16 protein-coding genes are annotated in these 19,249 nt (G+C 60.2%); 7 read left to right on the forward strand and 9 right to left on the reverse strand.

Translation table 11 applies throughout. From position 1 onward, the window contains the following. Positions 1-4: 4 nt before the first annotated feature. The 4 genes from ACWRN3_RS20625 to ACWRN3_RS20640 are packed head-to-tail and all read right to left on the reverse strand — an operon-like array spanning position 5 to position 3,600. On the reverse strand, positions 5-604 hold the full coding sequence (locus ACWRN3_RS20625) for a DUF6668 family protein (protein ID WP_476741740.1): 600 nt from the start codon (positions 602-604) through the stop codon (positions 5-7). Positions 605-644: 40 nt separating this feature from the next. Further along, a complete protein-coding gene (locus ACWRN3_RS20630; RefSeq protein ID WP_476741741.1) occupies positions 645-2,105 on the reverse strand; it encodes a MinD/ParA family ATP-binding protein in 1,461 nt (486 codons plus the stop codon). A 44-nt stretch (positions 2,106-2,149) separates the two neighbouring features. Continuing rightward, positions 2,150-2,662 carry a hypothetical protein gene (locus ACWRN3_RS20635; protein WP_476741742.1) on the reverse strand — a complete coding sequence of 171 codons (513 nt, stop codon included), beginning with the start codon at positions 2,660-2,662 and terminating at the stop codon, positions 2,150-2,152. Next, positions 2,659-3,600 carry a CHAP domain-containing protein gene (locus ACWRN3_RS20640; RefSeq protein ID WP_476741743.1) on the reverse strand — a complete coding sequence of 314 codons (942 nt, stop codon included), beginning with the start codon at positions 3,598-3,600 and terminating at the stop codon, positions 2,659-2,661. Before ACWRN3_RS20640 ends, ACWRN3_RS20635 begins: the two co-directional genes overlap by 4 nt. A gap of 298 nt (positions 3,601-3,898) precedes the next feature. Between ACWRN3_RS20640 and ACWRN3_RS20645 the strand changes: the two genes are divergently transcribed. Further along, a complete protein-coding gene (locus ACWRN3_RS20645) occupies positions 3,899-5,044 on the forward strand; it encodes an alpha/beta hydrolase family protein (RefSeq protein ID WP_476741744.1) in 1,146 nt (381 codons plus the stop codon). An 8-nt stretch (positions 5,045-5,052) separates the two neighbouring features. Here the strand turns inward: ACWRN3_RS20645 and ACWRN3_RS20650 are convergent, their stop codons facing one another. The 3 genes from ACWRN3_RS20650 to ACWRN3_RS20660 are packed head-to-tail and all read right to left on the reverse strand — an operon-like array spanning position 5,053 to position 6,867. Beyond that, positions 5,053-5,964, reverse strand: coding sequence for a hypothetical protein (locus tag ACWRN3_RS20650; protein WP_476741745.1), 912 nt, complete (start codon positions 5,962-5,964; stop codon positions 5,053-5,055). A gap of 3 nt (positions 5,965-5,967) precedes the next feature. Then, positions 5,968-6,414 carry a hypothetical protein gene (locus ACWRN3_RS20655; protein WP_476741746.1) on the reverse strand — a complete coding sequence of 149 codons (447 nt, stop codon included), beginning with the start codon at positions 6,412-6,414 and terminating at the stop codon, positions 5,968-5,970. After that, positions 6,415-6,867 (reverse strand): hypothetical protein, encoded by a 453-nt coding sequence (locus ACWRN3_RS20660; RefSeq protein WP_476741747.1) that lies wholly within the window; start codon positions 6,865-6,867, stop codon positions 6,415-6,417. It abuts the gene before it with no gap. Between the two features lie 634 nt (positions 6,868-7,501). On the opposite strand from ACWRN3_RS20660, the gene ACWRN3_RS20665 reads away from it, so the two are divergent. After that, entirely contained in the window at positions 7,502-7,732 is a 231-nt protein-coding gene (locus ACWRN3_RS20665) for a hypothetical protein (RefSeq protein ID WP_476741748.1), read from the forward strand. Between the two features lie 237 nt (positions 7,733-7,969). Then, positions 7,970-9,793 carry a MarR family transcriptional regulator gene (locus tag ACWRN3_RS20670; RefSeq protein ID WP_476741749.1) on the forward strand — a complete coding sequence of 608 codons (1,824 nt, stop codon included), beginning with the start codon at positions 7,970-7,972 and terminating at the stop codon, positions 9,791-9,793. Positions 9,794-9,873: 80 nt separating this feature from the next. Here the strand turns inward: ACWRN3_RS20670 and ACWRN3_RS20675 are convergent, their stop codons facing one another. Together ACWRN3_RS20675 and ACWRN3_RS20680 are read right to left on the reverse strand one after the other, a co-directional pair. Next, entirely contained in the window at positions 9,874-10,389 is a 516-nt protein-coding gene (locus tag ACWRN3_RS20675) for a hypothetical protein (protein WP_476741750.1), read from the reverse strand. After that, on the reverse strand, positions 10,386-11,156 hold the full coding sequence (locus ACWRN3_RS20680) for a ParA family protein (RefSeq protein ID WP_476741751.1): 771 nt from the start codon (positions 11,154-11,156) through the stop codon (positions 10,386-10,388). The genes ACWRN3_RS20675 and ACWRN3_RS20680 overlap by 4 nt, the downstream gene beginning before the upstream one ends. Before the next feature lie 1,433 nt (positions 11,157-12,589). Between ACWRN3_RS20680 and ACWRN3_RS20685 the strand changes: the two genes are divergently transcribed. The 4 genes from ACWRN3_RS20685 (at position 12,590) to ACWRN3_RS20700 (ending at position 19,209) form a co-directional block, all read left to right on the forward strand. After that, complete coding sequence (locus ACWRN3_RS20685) at positions 12,590-13,183, forward strand: recombinase family protein (RefSeq protein ID WP_476741752.1); 594 nt, start codon at positions 12,590-12,592, stop codon at positions 13,181-13,183. Positions 13,184-13,412: 229 nt separating this feature from the next. Beyond that, positions 13,413-14,927, forward strand: a complete 1,515-nt coding sequence (locus ACWRN3_RS20690) for a type I restriction-modification system subunit M (protein ID WP_476741753.1) — start codon at positions 13,413-13,415, stop codon at positions 14,925-14,927. Beyond that, positions 14,920-16,134, forward strand: coding sequence for a restriction endonuclease subunit S (locus tag ACWRN3_RS20695; protein WP_476741754.1), 1,215 nt, complete (start codon positions 14,920-14,922; stop codon positions 16,132-16,134). The genes ACWRN3_RS20690 and ACWRN3_RS20695 overlap by 8 nt, the downstream gene beginning before the upstream one ends. Beyond that, a complete protein-coding gene (locus ACWRN3_RS20700) occupies positions 16,135-19,209 on the forward strand; it encodes a type I restriction endonuclease subunit R (RefSeq protein ID WP_476741755.1) in 3,075 nt (1,024 codons plus the stop codon). It begins immediately after the preceding gene. Positions 19,210-19,249 lie beyond the last annotated feature (40 nt).

Genomic DNA, 19,249 nt, shown 5'->3' on the forward strand with positions numbered 1-19,249 from the left:
CCTTTCAGTGGTTGGTTGCCGTGGCCAGGGCGGTCACGTCGGTTATGAAGCGCTGGTATTCGCGGACGGTTGGCAGCTCCGTGGCGTCCGTGTGTCGCCAGGCGTCCACCCAGGGCAAGGACCAGAATCGGGGCGCTCCCCCGCCTACGAGGGCGGCGAAGTCCCGGAGGGCTTTGGGTGTTTTTCCCGGGGCGTCTGCAAGGACGGCGAGGCCGATCAGGTCGATCTGCGGGGCCGCGCCTGACGCCCACTCAGTGAGCGCGTTCCTGGCAGTTGTCAGGCCGTGCATGTCTGCGCGGCAGACCAGCAGCACCGGCGGCTTGCTGCCGTTGGGGAGGACAGGCCAGCAATGATCCGTGGACCGGGCCGATTCCATGAGGTCGGCGATCCGGCTTTCACCGGCTCCCCCGTGGGTACCGACAACCCAGAGGCGGGCTGTACCAGCCATGCTGCGGGTCGCCAGCCTGTCTGCCGCGTCTGGCTCGACCATGCCCCGCAGCGGTGTGCTGATGATTGCGGCCGGTGGGGCAGCCGCAGCCCGGGTTTCCACATCCGGTTCATCAGCCGTGGGGCGCGTAACCCAGGGGTTCAGGGTCTGTTGCATTTGGTCCTCCTCTCAACTCTCAAGTTCCGTAGGGATCGTTCTAGAAGCCTTTGGCCACGGCGGCGGCCGCGGCGAGCCACGCCCGCTGGGTCGCGGGCTGGAGCGCTTCGTAACGGATGGGTCCGTTGACCAGGGCGGGGTCGTACGGGATGCGGACGACGGCGCGCACGAACGGCTCGAAGCCGTCCGCGATCCGCTGCGCCTCGGCTTTCGCGCGCTTCAGGGCATCCCCTGTCATGCTGCGCTTGGCGTCGGTGGACTCTGAGACGATCACGACGGCGTTGCGTGCCAGCTCGGCGTCGTGGTCACCGCGGGATTCCAGGGTCTGCAGGGTCAGCCGGGCGGCTTCTGCACGGTCCTCGATGGCGGTGACGGGGACGACGAGCTGGTTGGTGTGGTCGATCATCCGCCGCCAGTTTGCTGCCCTTGCGGTGTTGCCGGAGTCCATGATGACCAGCCGGTAGTAGCGGGTGAGGACCTGGTGGGCGATGTCCACTTCCTCGGCGGTGACTTCGTGGTCGCCTTCTTCGTTTTCGTCCGAGCGCAGCACATCGAACTTGTCGGCGGTCTGGTGGTGGACGAACTTGGCGATCTCTGCCGCGTTCGTGGACGGGGACAGCAGTTCGGTGGAGGAATCGATCAGGTCCAGGACGCTGCGGTCGTGGGCGCCTTTCTCGGTCCGCCATCCCAGCGTGCCTTGGGATTCGTTGTTGTCCCAGGCCACCGTTGCCGCGCCGCTGTAGCGGGCAAGGATCGCCGAAAGCATCACCACGGTGGGGGTCTTGTTCGCCCCGCCCTTGCGGTTGACCACGGCGATGGTCCGCGGGCCGGGCCAGTGCTGGCTGACGGTGCGGATATCTTCACGCTCGGACAGTTCCTCCTCCGAGGGGTCCATTCGGAAGCCCAGCCGGGTCAGGGTACCGCGCCAGCCCTGCGTGGCCGGCTCCAGCACCGGGGCGCTGACCAGGAAGGAGGTCTCCTTCAAACTGCGCCGGGTCACCGGCGCTCCGGCCGCGACAGCCCGCTGCGGTGCCTCATCGTCGGCCGGAGCCAGGTCCTCGGCCAACGCCGTCTCGGCTGGAAGGGGCGGCCAGGGCTGACGTTCCACCGTCGGCCGCGCAGCTTCAGGCTTCACCGGAGGCGTTGGCGCTGGAGCGCTGTCGCTAACTTCGACGGCGGCCGCAGCGGGCGTGCTGGCCGGCGCGGCAGTTCTGCGGCGGGCGGGCCGGGGCTCATAGGAGACGGATTCCACGTTGCCGCCTGGGTGGACGATCAGTTCGCCGTGGCCTTCGGGATCTTCGATGCGGACCCGGACGGGGCGCTGCAGCGTCTTGGCTTCGGCCACGACAAGGGCCAGGGCGTTGTCGCGCAGGTCCTGCAGGGTCTCCCCTGCCGGGACGACGCGGGAGTTTCCTGCGACGACGACCTCGGCGGTGCCGTTGTCGCTGATGATGGCCTTGATGTTCGGGAAGGCCAGGACCTCCGTTGAAGTGGTGCTCATGAACCTGATTCCTTACGTTGACGGGGCTGGTGAAGTGCGGGTGCTTACGGGCTGGGCGGGGTGAGCCGGTTGACCTTCCACAGGGCCCCCTTGCCGGCACGAAGCAGCTGCAGGGTGTAGGTTCCGGCATCGGTCGGCACGGCTGCCATGACGCCATAGCCGTTGGCCTCATCGACCGTCAGCGTCGCGGGGCCGGTGACCCGGGTGGCGGGGACGTTGGCGGGATCCACGGCGGAGTAATCAGCGGTGGCCTGCGGCGTGAGCCAACGGGCAAGGTCATTGGCCCACTGCTTGTCCTCCACACCCGGGCGGGCGAAATCCTCCATGGCCTTCTGGGCGGTGTCTACGGCCGAGTCCTTGCTGGCCTGATCCCAGCTGATGCCGATAATGGCCGGGACGGTCCCGTCAGGGGCCTGCGGGCCGCTGCTCGCGCTCAGGGAGACCGGTGCCGAGGCCGTGGCGGCCGTGCTGGTCGCTGGAGCCGGCGCGGTGTCCACTGCCGGTGCGCAGGCCGTGCACAGCAGGACCGCCGCCGTCAGTGCCAGGGATCTTTTCACTTCTTCTCCTCTTGGATGGGCAGGTAAAGGAAGGCTGAAGGGACCGTGTTGCTGACCGTCCGGGTGTAGTAGTTGTGGTCATCCGGTGGCGGATTGCCGTTGTAGCCCTCTTCGACGTAGGTCCCGTTGCCCTTGACTTCCTTGACCACGGCGACGTGCCCGTAGGTCTGGTCCGCTCCCCCGGCACCGGGCGCGTACCAAACGACCGAACCGACCCGTGGCGTGCTGCCAGTGGCCCAGCCCTTGGCGTCCCAGCCGGCCTTCCAAGTCAACGCAGAACCCAGCTTCTGACCGTCCGGGCGGAAGGTGCCGTTGAGGAACTTGAACGGGGCACTGGTGGATCCCATTTGCTGGTTCACCCGCAACAGGGCAAAGTCCACGCATTCGCGATGGAACATGCCCAGCGGTGAAGCCGCCGCCGCTCCGGCCTGCATCCAAGTGGGCGAGTTTTTCCACGGGTAGTCATCTCCGGCGCCGGACTGCCCAGGGATCGCGCAGCCGCTGCCTTCCAGCGAGAACTTGCCGTCGGAGAGTGCCTGGACGAGCTTCACTGCCTCGGGCCAGTACCGCTGGTAGTGGTACGGGTCAGCGTTTCGCTGGACCTTATTGCCGGCAATGGTCGGCTCCAACAGCTCCCAGCCGTCCACCTTCTGCAGCGCCTTGATGAAGTTCGTCGCGCTAATGGTCGGGTCCATCCGGTCCGAGTACGAACCCCACGCACCGTTGCCGCGCTGCTGAAACAACCCCCGGGAATCTGGCCCGGCGACGTCGCCGCGGTCCAGAACACGCAGCCCCGACTCCCCCAGCGCGACCATGACGCTGATCATCTGGCCCTTCACGGGCAGATTCAGCGTTTTCCCAGCACCCAGAATCGCCGCGGCGTTCTTCAACTGTTCCTGGGAGTAACGCTCCACTTTAGTGTCGCCGTTGATGGCCACCGATACGGTTGGCCCGCAGTCGGCGGCAGCGGGCCTCGCTGGGGTGAGGAGTAAGAGGATGGAAAAGACCATGCCTATCAAGATGCCGGGGAGGACGATCAGTACCACGAGACCAAGTGACTTCCGCTGCATGTAAATCCCCCTTTGAGCCCCTGGCTGCCCTCACCAAGGGTATCCGCCTGTAGTGCACATGTGCAATGCTTGTAGTGCACATGCATCGTACATATCCAAGGCTGGAGGAACGTTTACGATAATTGGGCTTCGATACTCTTCCCGGATCGGTGCTGGAAGGTGGGACATGATGCTGACGACACGGCGTGGCCTGGCCTGCTTGGCGTTCCTAGTACCGCCGGCCGCACTATTCGGATTCGCGGTTGTTATGGCCCGCAAGATCGTGAGACGGGGTCCAAAGGACTACCGTCGCGCCGGACTGACCGATGATGGCCGCCGAGTCCGCATCGACTTGGATGACTACACCAAAGCGCCCGGCGAATTTGGAGTGTTCGACCCCGCGGCCCAGCGCCACATCAGAGTCGGCGAGGTCGCGCTGATCGACGTGAATCAAAAGTCTGTTGAGCGGCTAATTCATCCGACGGGTTCCGGGCCGGCGACTTTAGGACCCGTGGTCGACTGGACCCCCGACGTGTTCTTCGAGCCGTCTGAGGTCTCCGGACGGTTCGAAGAGGTCCGCATCCCCACCGCCTACGGTGAGGCGCCCGCATGGCTTTTCGAAGGTCGGAACGCGGAAACGTGGGTGATCCATATCCATGGCAGCTGGACCGATCGCGCGATCATGTTCCGGGATGTCCACGCCTTCAGTCCCTTGGGGTTCACTTCCTTGGTCCCCTCATTCCGCAGTGACCTCGAGGTTATTCCGCCGCAGGCCGAATCGATTCACCTTGGTCAATCGGAATGGCAAGACATAGACAGCGCTGTGGGCTATGCCGTGGCTCATGGAGCGGAGCGAATCATCCTTTCGGGCTGGTCGATGGGTGGCACCATTGCCCTACTCACTGCGGAGCACAGCGCTTACCGGGACCGGATCGTTGGATTGGTCCTAGTAGGACCCGTCACGAGCTGGCGTAAAACCATCACAGCGGGGGCGCTGCGGGCCCGCGTGCCGGCCGTGGGGGCCGGCCTTGTCATGTCCCTGCTGCAGATTCCCCCATTCGCGAGGATGATCGGGCTGGAGGAACCGATCAACTTCAATGCCCTTGAATGGGTCGACAATCCTAACCGGGTAGTAGTTCCAACGCTGGTCCTGCACTCCAGCGCGGATCAGGAGGTTCCATGGGAGATCTCGGCTGCGTTCCAACGCGCGAATCCTGACACCGTCACCCTGATACCCCTACCCGAGGCGCACCATACTCAGGAATGGAATGCCTCGCCTGATACTTTCACCAATGAACTCACGAATTGGATCAGCAAAACGATCTTGAATTGAGCAAGGGGCTAGGTCTGCGCGTCAAGCTTGGCCTCAATGTGGCTGATTCTGCCCTGAACAGAGTCCGGGAACGTCGTCATGTTCCCCCGTTGGTAGTTGTGCAGCACAATGAGGCTTTTGTAGACCCCATTCTCCAGCGTTTCATTGAACAGGTCCCACGCGGGACTGACGCGGGACTGATCGGCATGTACCCGGATCCGCAGCGCAGTAAGCCAAAACGCATCGATCATCCAGAGCCGCAACTTCGGCAACTGCTTGGACAGAAATAGAATCAGCCACCCCGCAGCGGTCACCGAGAGGCCGGCATAGAAAAGCCGGTCAAACCAGGCTCCGATCGCCTCTGCGAAAGCATGCCAGGGCGTGAAGTGGAACAGCAGCACGTAGGCAATGTGGCACGAGACAGCCGCTGCAACCACGAGCAGGCCCGCTGAGAATGTTGCGTACAGGCCCCGGGCCTTGTGCCGGAGCATGTAGATGATCCGGAGAACCGTGAACAGCAACGCGAGCATGTACGTGCCGCTGTACGTGGCAGTTGCGAGTTGGTCCATGCGGTAATCAATGAAGTCCGCAGAGGTTGGACCCTTGTCCTTGATGAGGGCGAAGCTGACAATCATGACGGGAATGCTCAGTAGCGGAGCATAGTAGGTCCATCTGACGGGTACGTCCGCTAACCGCCGAACGCTGTCGCTGAAGAAGAAGATCGCCAGTAACGCGAAGACGGCTTGAAGAAGGTTGGTCACGTTGACGCCACCCAGATAGCTGTCGATGGACGCCAACGGTGTAACCGTCCCCAGGACATAGAGCGCCGCGAGGCCGAACATCGATGCCACCCACGATGCCCGGGCTTCCGACGCCTTGACCACTGAGGGGATCCGCAGGAGGCATAGGGCAGTCAGCAGCACAAAGAGCAGCAGTTTCATGGTTTAGAGGAAAGGCTCAGGTTTGAGTGAGCTCCGCGTCCGGGTCTTTTTCGACATTTCGAAGGCGAACTCCTCTACCCAGCGTTCGACAGGATGATTCGGAACAGACCGGCAGGTGATACTGATTGCGTCCGCGGTTTCCCGCAGCATCTCTTCCGAGAGATTCGGCAGGGCCAGAGAAATCCGAAAGCTCTCCAAATAGATGTGCCCAAGCTCGTGATAGATGCAATGAAGTTTGTACTGCTGCGACTTCTGCGGTGGGAAGTAGACGTTGATGCGATCTTCAAATTCGGCTTTGAAGGCTGTCAACGCCCCCCAGGACTCCTTGTACTCGATCAGGTTGATCGGCTTCTCGCAGATGACGGTCAAGCGGTCGACAACGTCCTCCAGCGACGTCGTACCGTCCCCACATAGCTTCTCGACCTTTTCTGCGACCGACGGGAGGCTCATTTAGTCTTCCTCTTCGCCGTTCATCGATCCATCGATGATCCTCGTGATCGTCTTCAGCATCTCGGGCGAGGTGGCCCCCAGGTTTCTCGCGGCAAAGTTTTTCACCTTCAGCTTGCGCATCTGTACCAGGAACTCCATGCGCGCTTCCACTTCGGGGGGAGTCTCGCTGTTGAGATCACACAAATAACTGGCAGGTACCGCAAAAACATACTCTGCTATGCCCCTTAGCAGTTCCTGATCCGTCACAAGGCTCCCAGTGCCATTGATCAGGTACGACCACCGGGTTCGTGACAGGTGGATTCCGTGAGAAGAAAGTGCTTCTTCCACATGAGGGTAAGTGAGCGCAATGTTGTTATCGGACTCCCAGATATCCACCAGGATGCCCATGCGATCCGCCAGCCGCTCCTTCTTCTGTTGCTGCGTGAGAAACACGCTGCGGCCCCCATTTGCCATCCAGATAGCTCCTTAGCCAAGCTCAGCCTCTTGCGTAGACCGCCACACAAAGCAGGCGGGCAGCTGACACCAAATGCTACCCGATGACTCCCGGCGGGTATAGGCAATGAGTTGTACATGTGCGAAGCATGTATGTAGTCTGTCGCTGCGCGGGATTTTGAAATAACGACCAGAGCGCTCATTGACAGCATGGAGAGTGCGGAAAGGGTATTGGAGGAGACGGGGCCACCCTGAGCGGGCGCGGAACGAATCCGCAGTTGATGGCAACGGCCGGGGGTAGCCCTATTATGGGGCTGGTTCGCAGCAACCACAAGCGAAATAGCCCAGTCAACGGCGGCCATCACATCACAGGACGTCAAGGCTTGTTCACACAACGGTCGCGTTGAGGATGCCATCAGGTGTACCGTCCCGGCTCCGCGGTTGGGACAAGCGCCGGAGCGCAAAGGACTGTTTCCGTTTCAACACGCCGGGAACTGTTTCTGTTTCAATGCCGAGGCGTGGAAGTTCTCGGTGGTAGTTTCAGTTTCAGAGGAGCTGGAGGCCCAGCGTTCGCTCCTTAGGGCCACAAAGACTGCGGCTCGATCACTCTATTGAAGTAAAGGCAGCCACGGTTGCCGTAGTTCAAAGGACAGGGATGATGGCTCCAACTACTCGTACGGGCAGGCGCTCTAAGGGCGACCGCAAATTTGTCGGATTCCGCATCGCTACTCCGAAGGCCGATGCAATGGAGGAAATTGCAAAAGCGGAGGGGTACCAGTACGTCAGTGACTGGCTGTCCGATGTGGTCGAAGAACGCCTGGCCAACACCAAACTTCACGCAATCGTTCAGCAGGAGGAGTTGCCACTTGGCCGCTTAGCTTCTTAAAAGTTGAAGGCCCGCACGAGGCGGGCCTTCGAAGCTTCTGATTCACGAACTGGGATGCTTGCCGGCGAACAGTCCGCGAATCGTTTGGAAGTCCTTGACAGGGCTTCATTTGTGTAACAAAACCGATCCGCCAAGATCGGTCCCTTTTTATTGCCTCTCACAGCAACTCTCCCCGAAAGGATTGTTCCCATCGTACATGGACACCCATGGGCGTCGCCAGCCATACCTGTCACGGGCGTGTCGCGCAACCCCTCTTCATCATGCTCGCCTGCAGAGGCGTGGGCTGCCCTCGCACCCGTCCTCGCAGGTCAGCCCCGGGTCCGACTTTCCAAGGATGCGGGCAGATCCTATCCGCAAAAACATGAACGAAATCTCACCGATGTACTTCCTTCGGTTCCCGCCGCAGTTCGGATCTTTGGCAAGGACGGCACCTGCGCTGCGATCTTCCTGGACTTCGACTCAGGGGTAGCCGGGCAGGATTGGGTCCAGGCCGATGTCTGGGCTGTCCAGACCTGGCTGCACTCAGTTGGGGCGCGCTGGATCGAGGACTACTCTCCCAACGGCGGCCGCCATGTCTACATCCCGCTGGCGCAGCGGGTCACCTTCTCCGAAGCGCGTGATCTTGTCGAGGCGTTGGGCACCCGGTACCGGACCCTCGACAAGACCCCGCACCAAAACCTGCTCCACGGCTGCATGCGAACCCCCGGCTCACCGCACAAGCGCGGCGGCCATCAGCAGCTGGCGATGAGCCTTTCCATGGCCTACGACATCGCCCGCCGGCCCAATAGCGCAGCCGTCTGGGCCGCCATGACCAAGGACCTAGCCGCAGAGATCAAGGCTGTCCGGGCCCTCAGGCAGGAAGAATCCTTCACCCCCTCAACCCCGAACGCGCCGGTCATCGACCAGCCCGTCGGACGCATGTCCCGCTCAATGCAGGTGCTCGCCCAGACCGGACTCTACGACATAAATCAGTACGCCTCGGACTCCAACGCACGCCAGGCCGTCATCCTGTCCGCGGCGGCCGCCGGCCTCGAGTTGGTCGATGTTGAACGCCGTATGCTCCAGGGAACCTGGCCTGGACTCGCCTCCTTCTACGCACGGTACGCCGCCCGTCACAGGCTTCCGTCCCTGCGCCGCGACTGGATGAACGCCCTCAGCTACCTCAGCAAAAACAAGTCCGATAACGACCCGAGTGGCAATGTCCGCAGATCCCCCACAAGCCCGCCAAATACACAGGGGGCAGCGGTAAAGGGTTCCTCCTCAAATTCAAATCCCGATGCAGAGCATCGGTTCATCCGGACCTGGCGGAACGCGCTCAGGATCAGAGAGGTGAACTACCAGGAATCCAGGACGGGAATGGCACGACGAATGGTGCTACGAGCACTGGGCGAGGCAGCACACATGACAGCTTCCCGGTTCATCGAATTCGGCGTCCGGTCTATCGCGGTTGCCACAGGCCTTGACCACACCACCGTCGGTCTCCACTTGAGGGAGTTGCGTGCGGAGAAGGATCCACTAGTGACGCTGGTGGAAGAAGCTCGTGGAACTAAAGGCGATCTGTACATGCTAACCGTGCCCGAAGAGCTCAGGACTGCCGCCGAAGACGTGAGGTGGCAGAAGGGAAAGCTTCACGCCTTGCGCCCGGTGTTCCGGGAGTTGGGGCTGCCGGCGGCCTTCGTCTACGAGGCCCTGGAGCAATCTCCCGCGATGCCGACATCGGAAATTGTCCGTTTTACGCGCCTCTCCAGATCCGCGGTGCACGAGGCGCTCGAAGTCCTTACGGCATGGAACCTGGTCGCCCGTGACGCCGGAAGGGCCTGGTCGGTGGTCACCGCGACGTCATTGAGACAGCTCGCTGAACAGTTCGGAGTCGTGGAGGCAGTGGCGGCGCAGGTGCAGAGGTACCGTCAAGACCGGATCATCTGGCGGGAATGGTTGGCCAAGAACGTTACCACCGTAGCTGAGCTTCTCTCGCCCGGTGAGGACTACCCGTGGGAGCTGTTCGACGCACCGCCCGATGAGTGGTCATTATCTGACATGGCTTTCAGACAATCGGCCTGACCCCTCCTCCGTCGGCAAAGGGAAAGCCATGCTTTCATGCATGAATGAATGCACGAAAGCATGGCTGGAGGATATACGGGTTAGCGATTGGAGCCCCAGCGCATCCGGACACCCTGCTCGATTGCGTCTCGCAGGGTAACGCCTTCGTTTTCCTGGGCGTCGTAGAGCAGGTCCAGGATCTCCTGGGAGACGCGGGTGCTCAGCGGGAACGTTACCTCGCGGCGCTGGGACTTCTTGTTCGTGGTGGCCTTGGCCTTTGACGCTCTGGACGCTTGGCGGGCAGGAGCGGGTGCCTGCGGCTCGAAGGGAACCGCGACCGCTGCAGGTGCTGCCTGGACTGCAGTCTCTGGCTCTGGCACGTAGACGGGCTTAGCCGTGGGAGCAGGAATTGTCGCGGGCGCTGCTTCCACGGCAGGCCCCTGCCCCCCTCCCCCACTGACGGGGTCGGGCTCAGGCTGGACCGGGGCAGCGGCCGGTGCTGCCGGGGTATGCGTTGCCGGGTTGTAGTCGACAGGGTCCACCGTCTCATCCGGGGCGGGCCGGGGCCTGCGGCGCAGCTGTGCCGGTCGGTCTTTGATTACGCTTGCCTCGGTCATCGGACGATCTCTTTCATCAGCTTGGTGTAGGCCTCCACTACCGGAAGGCCTTTTCGGTACTCCCCGTACCACTCTTGGGTCATGCGCATCTCTTGGACGATGGTACGGTGCGGGACCAGTGGGGTGAGTAGCATCCCGGTTTCACGCAGTTCCTCAATGCTGGCGACCGCAATTCTGGACATGACTGTGGAGGCAACGGCGCCGACGATGATGCCGGCTTCATGGAGGTTGTCGGGCGCACCGATGCGTTTGCGTGAGGTGCGGAACTGTTCAACGCTGCGGCGGGCACCCGCTACCCCATCGACACCGTCCACCGTGGCGCCGGCGGCGTACACGATGGTGTCCGCTGCGTTGAGCGCGGAGAGAGTGAGCGGCCCACCCTGACGGTTCGGGCAGTCGATGATGACGACGTCGGCGTCGATTCCCATTAGGGATGTCTTCAGACGGAGCTCTGCGTGATCGGCACGGTCTGCTTCACGGTTGGAGACGCTGCGGGCAGACGGAACGACGCGGAGGTTGGGGAACCAGCTAGACTCCACGGCTAGGTCTTCAGCCCAACCTTCCGGGTCGGCGTCGCCCAGGATGGCACCGACGTGGAGGCCAGACTCCTTCGGCTCCACCCCGATCCACTTGGTTGCGGCGGCACGCGGGTCGAGATCAACGAGGACGACCTTGCGTCCTGAGGCGGCAGTTACAGCGGCGAGAGAGACAGCTGACGTTGTCTTGGTGGCGCCACCTGACTCGCTGTAAACCATGATTGTTTGCATGGTTCAAGCTTCCCGGGCGCCTATATGCGTTACAAGGAGCCACGCCGTCCACCCTCCAGCTGTGATCAAACTGGCATGACAGATTTCTTTCATTCATGCATGAAAGAAAGAAAGCACGCACGCATGCTTCGTTCGACTAGTTTCGGTCGGAGTCGGTGCAACGGTACGCCGACCGCTCCCCTCCCCCACCCAGGGCCAACGGCCCGAATCCCTTGCCAATTCGGGTGTCCTCTTATCCCGCTGCGTATCCTTCCTGCTTGCATTCATGCATGAACGAATGCAAGGTGTATCCATCTTGGGAAGGATAAGTGGGAAGGGGTGTAACCCGAGTGTGGCACCCGACCGAGTAGGGAGCCAGACCCGATCCTTAGTACGTGGCGTAATGCAAGGATGCATTCATGCATGAATGCTTACAGGCCTGCTCGCTTGCATGCTGGAAGGCTGGCAACGATGCCTGAGAGAAGGCACGCTGGCATTCCAGCTTGCAAGCCTGGCTCTCTGGCTGTCCGGCCTGGCTTACGTAAGCGGGCACTGTCCGGCCTTTACTCAGGCTTTATTTCTCGCATGTCCTTCATGCATGAATGAATGCATTCCTTCCCGTCGCTTGCGCGTGTGATCTCCGACGTCGGGGCTAATTTAACCCAACAGGGTCACGAACTGGTGGATCCTAAACGTGCCTGCATAAATGCAGGCAAAGTGTCCTGCTGGAGCTTTGGAACTTCGTCAATTGTTCAAGCATGAATGAATGCGCACAATGCCGGAACCGACCTGCCCTTTCATTCTTTCATTCATGCATGAAAGAAAGCTCGCGCATCGAAAGCCGGCATGCCGGGCGGAGCTTATGTTCCTGACCAAAGCGGAGTGCATGCATTCAGGTATGAATGAAGGAATGCTTACTAGCCGGCCCGGGAAGACCCCCTTGCCCTTGCCGCCCACCACACCTTCCCCCGCCTGCGCTCGGTCGGCATTGCCCCGGCCTCTGGCAGATTCTTGCGATCCGCGTCTCGTGACCTTCCGATGTCGTCCATGCTGGCAGGGGAGGGTGGGCTGCGCCGCCAGCAGGCCTGCATACTCGTGCGTACATGTGTGTGCGCCGGTCTTGCTTGCTTTCTGGCTATCCCGCACGCATGCACGCATGCACGCATGCATGCGTACATTCATGCATGAACGCATGGCCTATGGCAGGAAGGCTTGCCGGGTTGCGTTACCACTGTCCTTCGTCGGAGGTCTTGCCAATGGCGATGTTGACGTTCGTCTCCCTCTCGGTCAGAGTTCAGGGGCGGCGCGATGTTCCGTCTGGGCACAGCGATAACGACCGTTTCTGACCTGATATCGGCAAGCCTCCGAAAAATTCAAAAAAGTCCACCTATTGTTGGTCAAAACTGGTTTTCGAAATGAAAGCTGGTCAAAACCTGCGATGGAGGCTTTTTGACGTGTCCGGCAACGTGATTGGGTATGCCAGGGTCAGTACTCGTGGGCAGTCGTTGGACTCCCAAGTGGACGCACTCGTTGCTGCCGGTGCCGTGCGCGTCTTTCAGGAGTACGCTTCCGGCGCCACCCAAGCAAGGACGCGCTGGAAGGAATGCCTGGACTACCTGCAACCAGGCAACGTTTTGACAGTTACTGATCTGACCAGGCTAGGTCGCAGTACTGCTGATCTGGCTGACATAGTGACGGCGCTGGGACAGCGGGGGATAGGTTTCCGTTCGCTCGCTGAACCGTGGTTGGACACGACCAGCGCACACGGAAAGCTCATTTTCGATATGTTCGCTTCTCTTGCCGAGTACGAACGATCCCGGTTGTCGGAGCGGACGAAAGCAGGTTTGGCGGCGGCGAAAGCTCGCGGCAGGCTTGGAGGCCGCCCTCGGACGATGACTCCGTCCAAAACGGAGGCTGCCCGGCAGCTGCGCAGCCAGGGAAAGACTCTGAAGGAGACAGCTCAGATTCTCAGTGTCAGCGTCTCTTCACTGACTAGGGCCCTAAGCCTGCCTGAGGCAGCCCCAGCAGCTGTATCCGAAGCCGCCTAGCCCTTCTATTTTTGGAATAGCTCTGGGGGCATACAGACTACGTGGAATGGTGAAGCTTCGCTCTGCAGGGTGTCCCAGTAGCTGTTCCGGGTTCCAAGAAACTGGAACATGAGATCGAGTCAATGCCACGGTTGTGTGATCGCTGTCATCTGCTCTGCACGGAATCGCGACGCTGTCGATACCGTCCGATATAACTGGACATTGACCTACTATGAAGGACCCTATCTCTGTGACGATTACCCAGCAGGAGCTCGAAGCCCGATTGTGGGCGGCTGCGAATGCCCTTCGCGGCCCAGTGGACCCTGCCGACTTCAAGACCTACGTCTTTCCAATGCTGTTCTGGAAGTGGATTTCCGACACTTGGGTGCATGAGCACAATGCGGCGCTCGACGAGTACGGTGACGACCTTGACGATGAGATCGAGGCTGATTTCCACCGTTTCGAGATGCCAGAGGGTACTTTATGGTCGGAAGCTACGGGGAAGATTAAGAATCTCGGCGCAGAGATCGCGAAAACCTTCCAGCGGATCGAAAAGGCGAACCCCCGTTCGCTTGCAGGCGTATTCGGCGACGCCTCGTGGGGTAATAAGGAGCGGATCCCGGAGTCTGCGCTCCTTGATCTCATCAAGGCGTTCAACCAGATCCGGCTTGATCCGTCTACGGTCTCACATGATCTGCTTGGCGCTGGGTATGAGTATCTCCTGAAGAACTTCGCCGATGAGTCCGGGAAGAAGGCGGGGGAGTTCTTCACACCGCGTGAGGTCGTCAACTTGCTGGTGGGCATTCTGCAGCCTGAACCGGAAGAGACCGTTTACGACCCCACTTGCGGCTCGGGCGGTATGCTCGTCGCGACAATCAACCAGCTGCGCGAGGCGGGCAAGGACCACCGGACGCTGCGGGCTTACGGCCAGGAGATCAACCTAACCACTGCCTCGATCGCACGAATGAACCTGTTCCTGCACGAGATTGAAGACTTCGACATCAAGCGTGGCGACACGCTTCGCGCGCCGGCCTTCAAAAACTCAAAGGGTTCAGTCCGCACCTTCGACGCGGTAATCGCCAACCCACCCTTCTCCTTAACAAACTGGGGTGCCGATAAATGGGCCAGCGATCCTCGAGCAATTTGCGGCGTGCCTCCAGCGAAGAATGGTGACTTCGCATTTATCCAGCACATGGTCTCCTCGATGAACCCCGGCACTGGCCGCGTCGGTGTTGTTATGCCTCACGGCATCTTGTTCCGTGGGGGAGCCGAAGCGAAGATCCGCCAGTGCCTCATTGAAAAGGACCTCCTGGAGGCCGTCATCGGGTTGCCGCCAAACCTTTTCTACTCGACGCAGATTCCGGCTTGTCTCCTAATATTTCGGGATCAGAAGCCGGTTAAGCGCCAGGATCACGTGCTGTTTATTGACGGCTCGTCGCGGTTCGAGAAGGGCAAGAAGCAGAACCGAATGTCCGAGCGCGACGTCGCAGCGCTCGTTGAGGCGTATCGCACCGGCGAGGATCCGGACGGTAACGGCGCCGCAAACCTCCGTCTCGTGCCGCTCCTTGAGATAGAGGAGAATGGCTTCGACCTGAATATAGGCCGTTATATCAAGGTCGCCGCGGAAGAGCTAGCCGATCTCGGGACGGCGCTCGTGGCATATGCCGACGCGCGTCAGCACCGTATCGAGACCGAAGCGACCATGTTCAAGCGGCTCACCGCTGCCGGTTTCGATATGAGTATGTTGGAAGTGGCCAGTGACTGAATGGAGCAAGGTCTCGCTCTCCGATGTCGCCAACCGTGTTGCGATCAAAAACACCGCTGGCTACGACCGCGTCCTGACCGTTTCCGCTGAACACGGTCTTGTCGATCAGGAAAAATACTTCAACAAGCGGGTCGCCAGCGCTGATCTCTCTGGCTATTGGGTGGTCGAGCCCGGCGACTTCGTCTATAACAAGAGCACATCGAAGGATGCTCCGTGGGGAGTCGTCGCACGATATGACGGCGAGACACCAGCGGTAGTGACGCCGCTCTACATTGTCTTTCGTGCATGCAGGGCAGTCGATCCCGAGTACTTACTCCATGCATGCAACGGTCAAACTTTCTTCGACTCGCTTCGTGGCATGCTCCGTGAAGGAGCGCGTGCTCACGGACTCCTGAATGTTCGTCTCAAGGAGTTTTTCAGTGCTCAACTCTTCCTTCCTTCGCCTAGCGAGCAGGGTCGGATTGTCGATGTAATGATCGCGGTGGACGCATTGATCGACGCATTGGACGCTGAGAGACGGACCGCAACGACGTTGCTCGCGCTCATTCGAAACGCATATCCGGAAGGTACCGAGCACCCTCTCAGCGATGTAATTGCGGGGATCGACAGTGGAAAGAGTGTTCAGACCTCGGACGAGAGGCCGCTGCCCGGAGAGCCAGCTGTTCTGAAGCTAAGCGCGATCCAAATGGGATCATTCGTAGCATCTGAGGCAAAGCGTCTGGCCGACCTGGCTCATCATACCGATGCCCATGCCGTGGCTGAGGGCGATCTACTTATCACCCGGGCCAGCGGGTCATTCGATCGTGTAGGTTACGCCACTATCGCACGGAACGTACCACCCCAGACATACATGCCCGACCTCATATGGCGCATTCGGACGAAACCCGACCTCTGCCAATCAACGTTCCTCGCTCATCTGCTGTGTTCCCCATCGGTGCGAGCGATGATCACAGCATCGGCACGTGGGACAGCATCGATGAGGAAGATCAATAAGGCCCTGCTGGGTTCTCTTCGGCTGCCCATCCCATCGCTAGAAGAACAGTTTGCTTACACTGCCCGCTGTGATGCTGTCGCGTTTGAAGCAGAAAGCTTGGATTCAGAGCTCACCGCTCTACGCGCCTTCCGATCGTCCCTGCTTACCGCTTTACTTAGCCAGGAGATTGAGATCCCTGAGTTATGCGACCGGCTTCTTGAGGAGGTTCCCTGAGTGGGGTGGACAGAGGCGAGCACCATCCAGCGGTCGCTAGTTGAGTGGGCCGAGGAAGCCGGCTGGGAGCACATCCTGGGAGACGACTTGCCTCGAGACGTGCACGATGTCGTCATCGAGCTGTGGGCACGTGATGCGCTGCTCGCTTTGAACCCCGATCTCGTTGACGATTCCGAGTCTGCTGACTTGGTCCTTCATGAGATCAACCAAGCCATTCTGGACGCTCACAACGGCCTCGTGGCTGCCAACGAACGACTGACCGTGATGCTCCGCGGCGACCACTCGTTCACGACGATCGACGGCAAGTTCGTTCCTCGTCGGCTAATTGACTTTGAGGATCTGGACAATAACCGGTTCGTCGTTGCTGATGAGGTCAGCATCGCAGGTGCGAGCAAACCGCGCAGATTCGACGTCGTCTACTACGTCAATGGCTTCCCGTTGGCCGTAGCCGAGACGAAGACGCCGGTGAAGCAGGCAGTCTCGTGGGTCAACGCCGCGAAAGACATCTACGACGTTTACGAGGAGGAGTATCCGAACTTCTTTGCTACCAACGTCTTTAACGTTGCTACCGAGGGCCTGGAGTTCCGTATGGCAACGATCCGCGCAATGCCGGATCCTGACTCCGAGCTGTGGGCACCATGGGGCTCCACCCAGGACGATCCAAAGAAGGTTGCAGGTCCGGCACGCGTCGAGCGTGCCGCGCGGCTTCTACTCCGGCCAGAAACGGTGTTGCCAATCCTCAAGGACTTGGTGATGTTCAGGCACGCGCGGGACGCATCCGAGGTTGACGTGAAGTTTTTGCCGCGCTATCCGCAGTTCGAGGCTGCTCTTGCGATTCATGCGAAGGTACTCGCAGGCCGGCCGGGTGGATTGATCTGGCATCACCAGGGCTCGGGAAAGACCGAACTGATGGCATTCGCAGCCGCGCGGTTGCTGCGCGATGACGCTGTACACCGGAAATTTGGCGGGGCACCGACGGTGATTGTCATTGCCGACCGGAAGGACTTGGTCCGGCAGACCGCCGAGATGTTCGAAACGGCAGGGATGCCTCGCATGTCGGTGCCCCACAATAGGCAGGAGCTCCGGACGTTACTGCGCAGTGGCGAACCTGGGATCATCATCACGACCGTGCACAAGTTCGCCGAAGCCGGGCACCTCAACGACCGATCGAACATTGTCGTCCTGGTCGACGAGGCCCACCGCTCGCAGGAGGGTAAGTTCGGCGATGCATGGCGTGCAGCCGTTCCGAACGCGAAGTTCTTTGGCGCGACGGGCACTGCCATAGAAGACAAAGACCGTTCGACTTTCAGGCTGTTCGGAGACCCAGCCGATCCCGATTTCGTTATGTCGCGCTACACGCCCGAGCAGTCCATCGCCGACGGTTTCACCAAACCAGTAATCGTGGAGGGACGTTCGGTCGGATTCAGCCTCGACAAGGAAACACTGGACGAGGCATTCGATGAACTCGCGACGAATGAGAATCTGGACGAGGACGAAAAGGTTTATCTGTCTGGGAAAGCTTCTCACCTCGAGACCATCCTTTCCAATCAGGACCGGGTCGCTGCTGTCTGCGCCGACATCGTCGACCACTACCTGACCTACGTTGCGCCGCTCGGGCAGAAGGCTCAGGTAGTCGCGTACAACCAGAGACTCGTCATCGCCTATGCACAAGCCATCCAAGCTGAGCTGAAACGTCGATCTGTGTTTATGCCGGACGGACGGTTACGCGAGGTCGGAGTCGTGATGCACGTCGCTGACGCAAAGGACACTCCGAAGGAGTATCGAAAGTACATAATTACGCCAGAGCAGGAAGAGGCGTTGAAACGGCGGTACAAGAAGGTCGACGACCCGATGTCCTTCATTGTAGTTACTGCCAAGTGGATGACTGGCTTCAATGCGCCCATCGAAGGCGTGCTATACCTCGACAAGCCCGCCAAGGACGCGAATCTCTTCCAGACCATCACTCGGCCCAACCGACCGTGGAAGAACCCCTTGACTGGGCAGCGCAAGGACTATGGTCGCGTCGTTGACTATATTGGCCTCGCGAAGGCGATCGGCCTCGCGATCGCGGGCCCGCAAGCGAAGACCGATGAGGAAGACGAACTGAACGTCACGGACGCCTCCAAGCTTGCAGGGAAGTTCGTCACTGACCTCACCCGCCTGCTGTATCTCTTCGATGGCATTGATATGACTGATCCCTCGTTCGAGTCTCTCGCCGAGGCCCACGAACGGATACCGAGCGCCAGCGCACAACGCAGTGAGTTCGTCGAGACGTACGTCGCCCTGCAAACCGTGTGGGAATTTCTCGACCCGCACCCGATGCTCCTGCCGTTCAAGCAACGGTATTTCTGGTTCGCGAAGGTATACGAGTCGATACGGCCCAAGGACGTTAACAAAGCGTTCTTATGGGCCCGCCTTGGTGCGAAGACCACAGAACTGATCCACGGTCACATGAGTGATGTCAGCGTGAGATCAATGACGTCGAAGACCGTTACACTCGACGCGGCGGGACTGGCACTGGTGAAAAAGATCGCAGAGCAACTGAAGCTCCCGGAACGAGAGCGGAAGGATCAGAACGAGGGCGACATTTATCAGGACGTCCTCGACTCGATCGAGGCTCGGCTCAAGCGCCGTCTCGCTGACACGGACAGTGCCGTGTACAAGTCGCTCGCGGAGCGCATAGAGAAATTGCGCGCCAAGGCGATCGAAAACGTTGAAGACTCGCTTGCATTTCTCGAGGAAGCATTGCGAATCGCTCAGGTTGTTGTGTCGGCAGACCGGGCTGCCGAGGCAGGTAACGATGAGGGCCTGGAAAGGCTTGCTGATCCGAATAGTGGAGCGCTTACCCAGATCGTGGAGGAGAACACGCCGCCGGGTTTGCATAAGATCGTGCCGGATATCGTCGGTCGAATCGATTCCATAGTCGTACAGGTTTCCTACACCGGATGGACGGAAAGCGACGCCGGTGACAAGCGTGTACGCCGTGAGCTTCGAACGGCTCTGAAGGAGTACGGCCTCCCTATCAAGGGACAACTTTTCGATAAAACCTATGAGTACGTGCGTGAGAACTACTAAATGCGATTCCCGGCGAACTAACCGCGTAGGTATGTCGATT

The organism is Pseudarthrobacter sp. rb, from assembly GCF_056389225.1.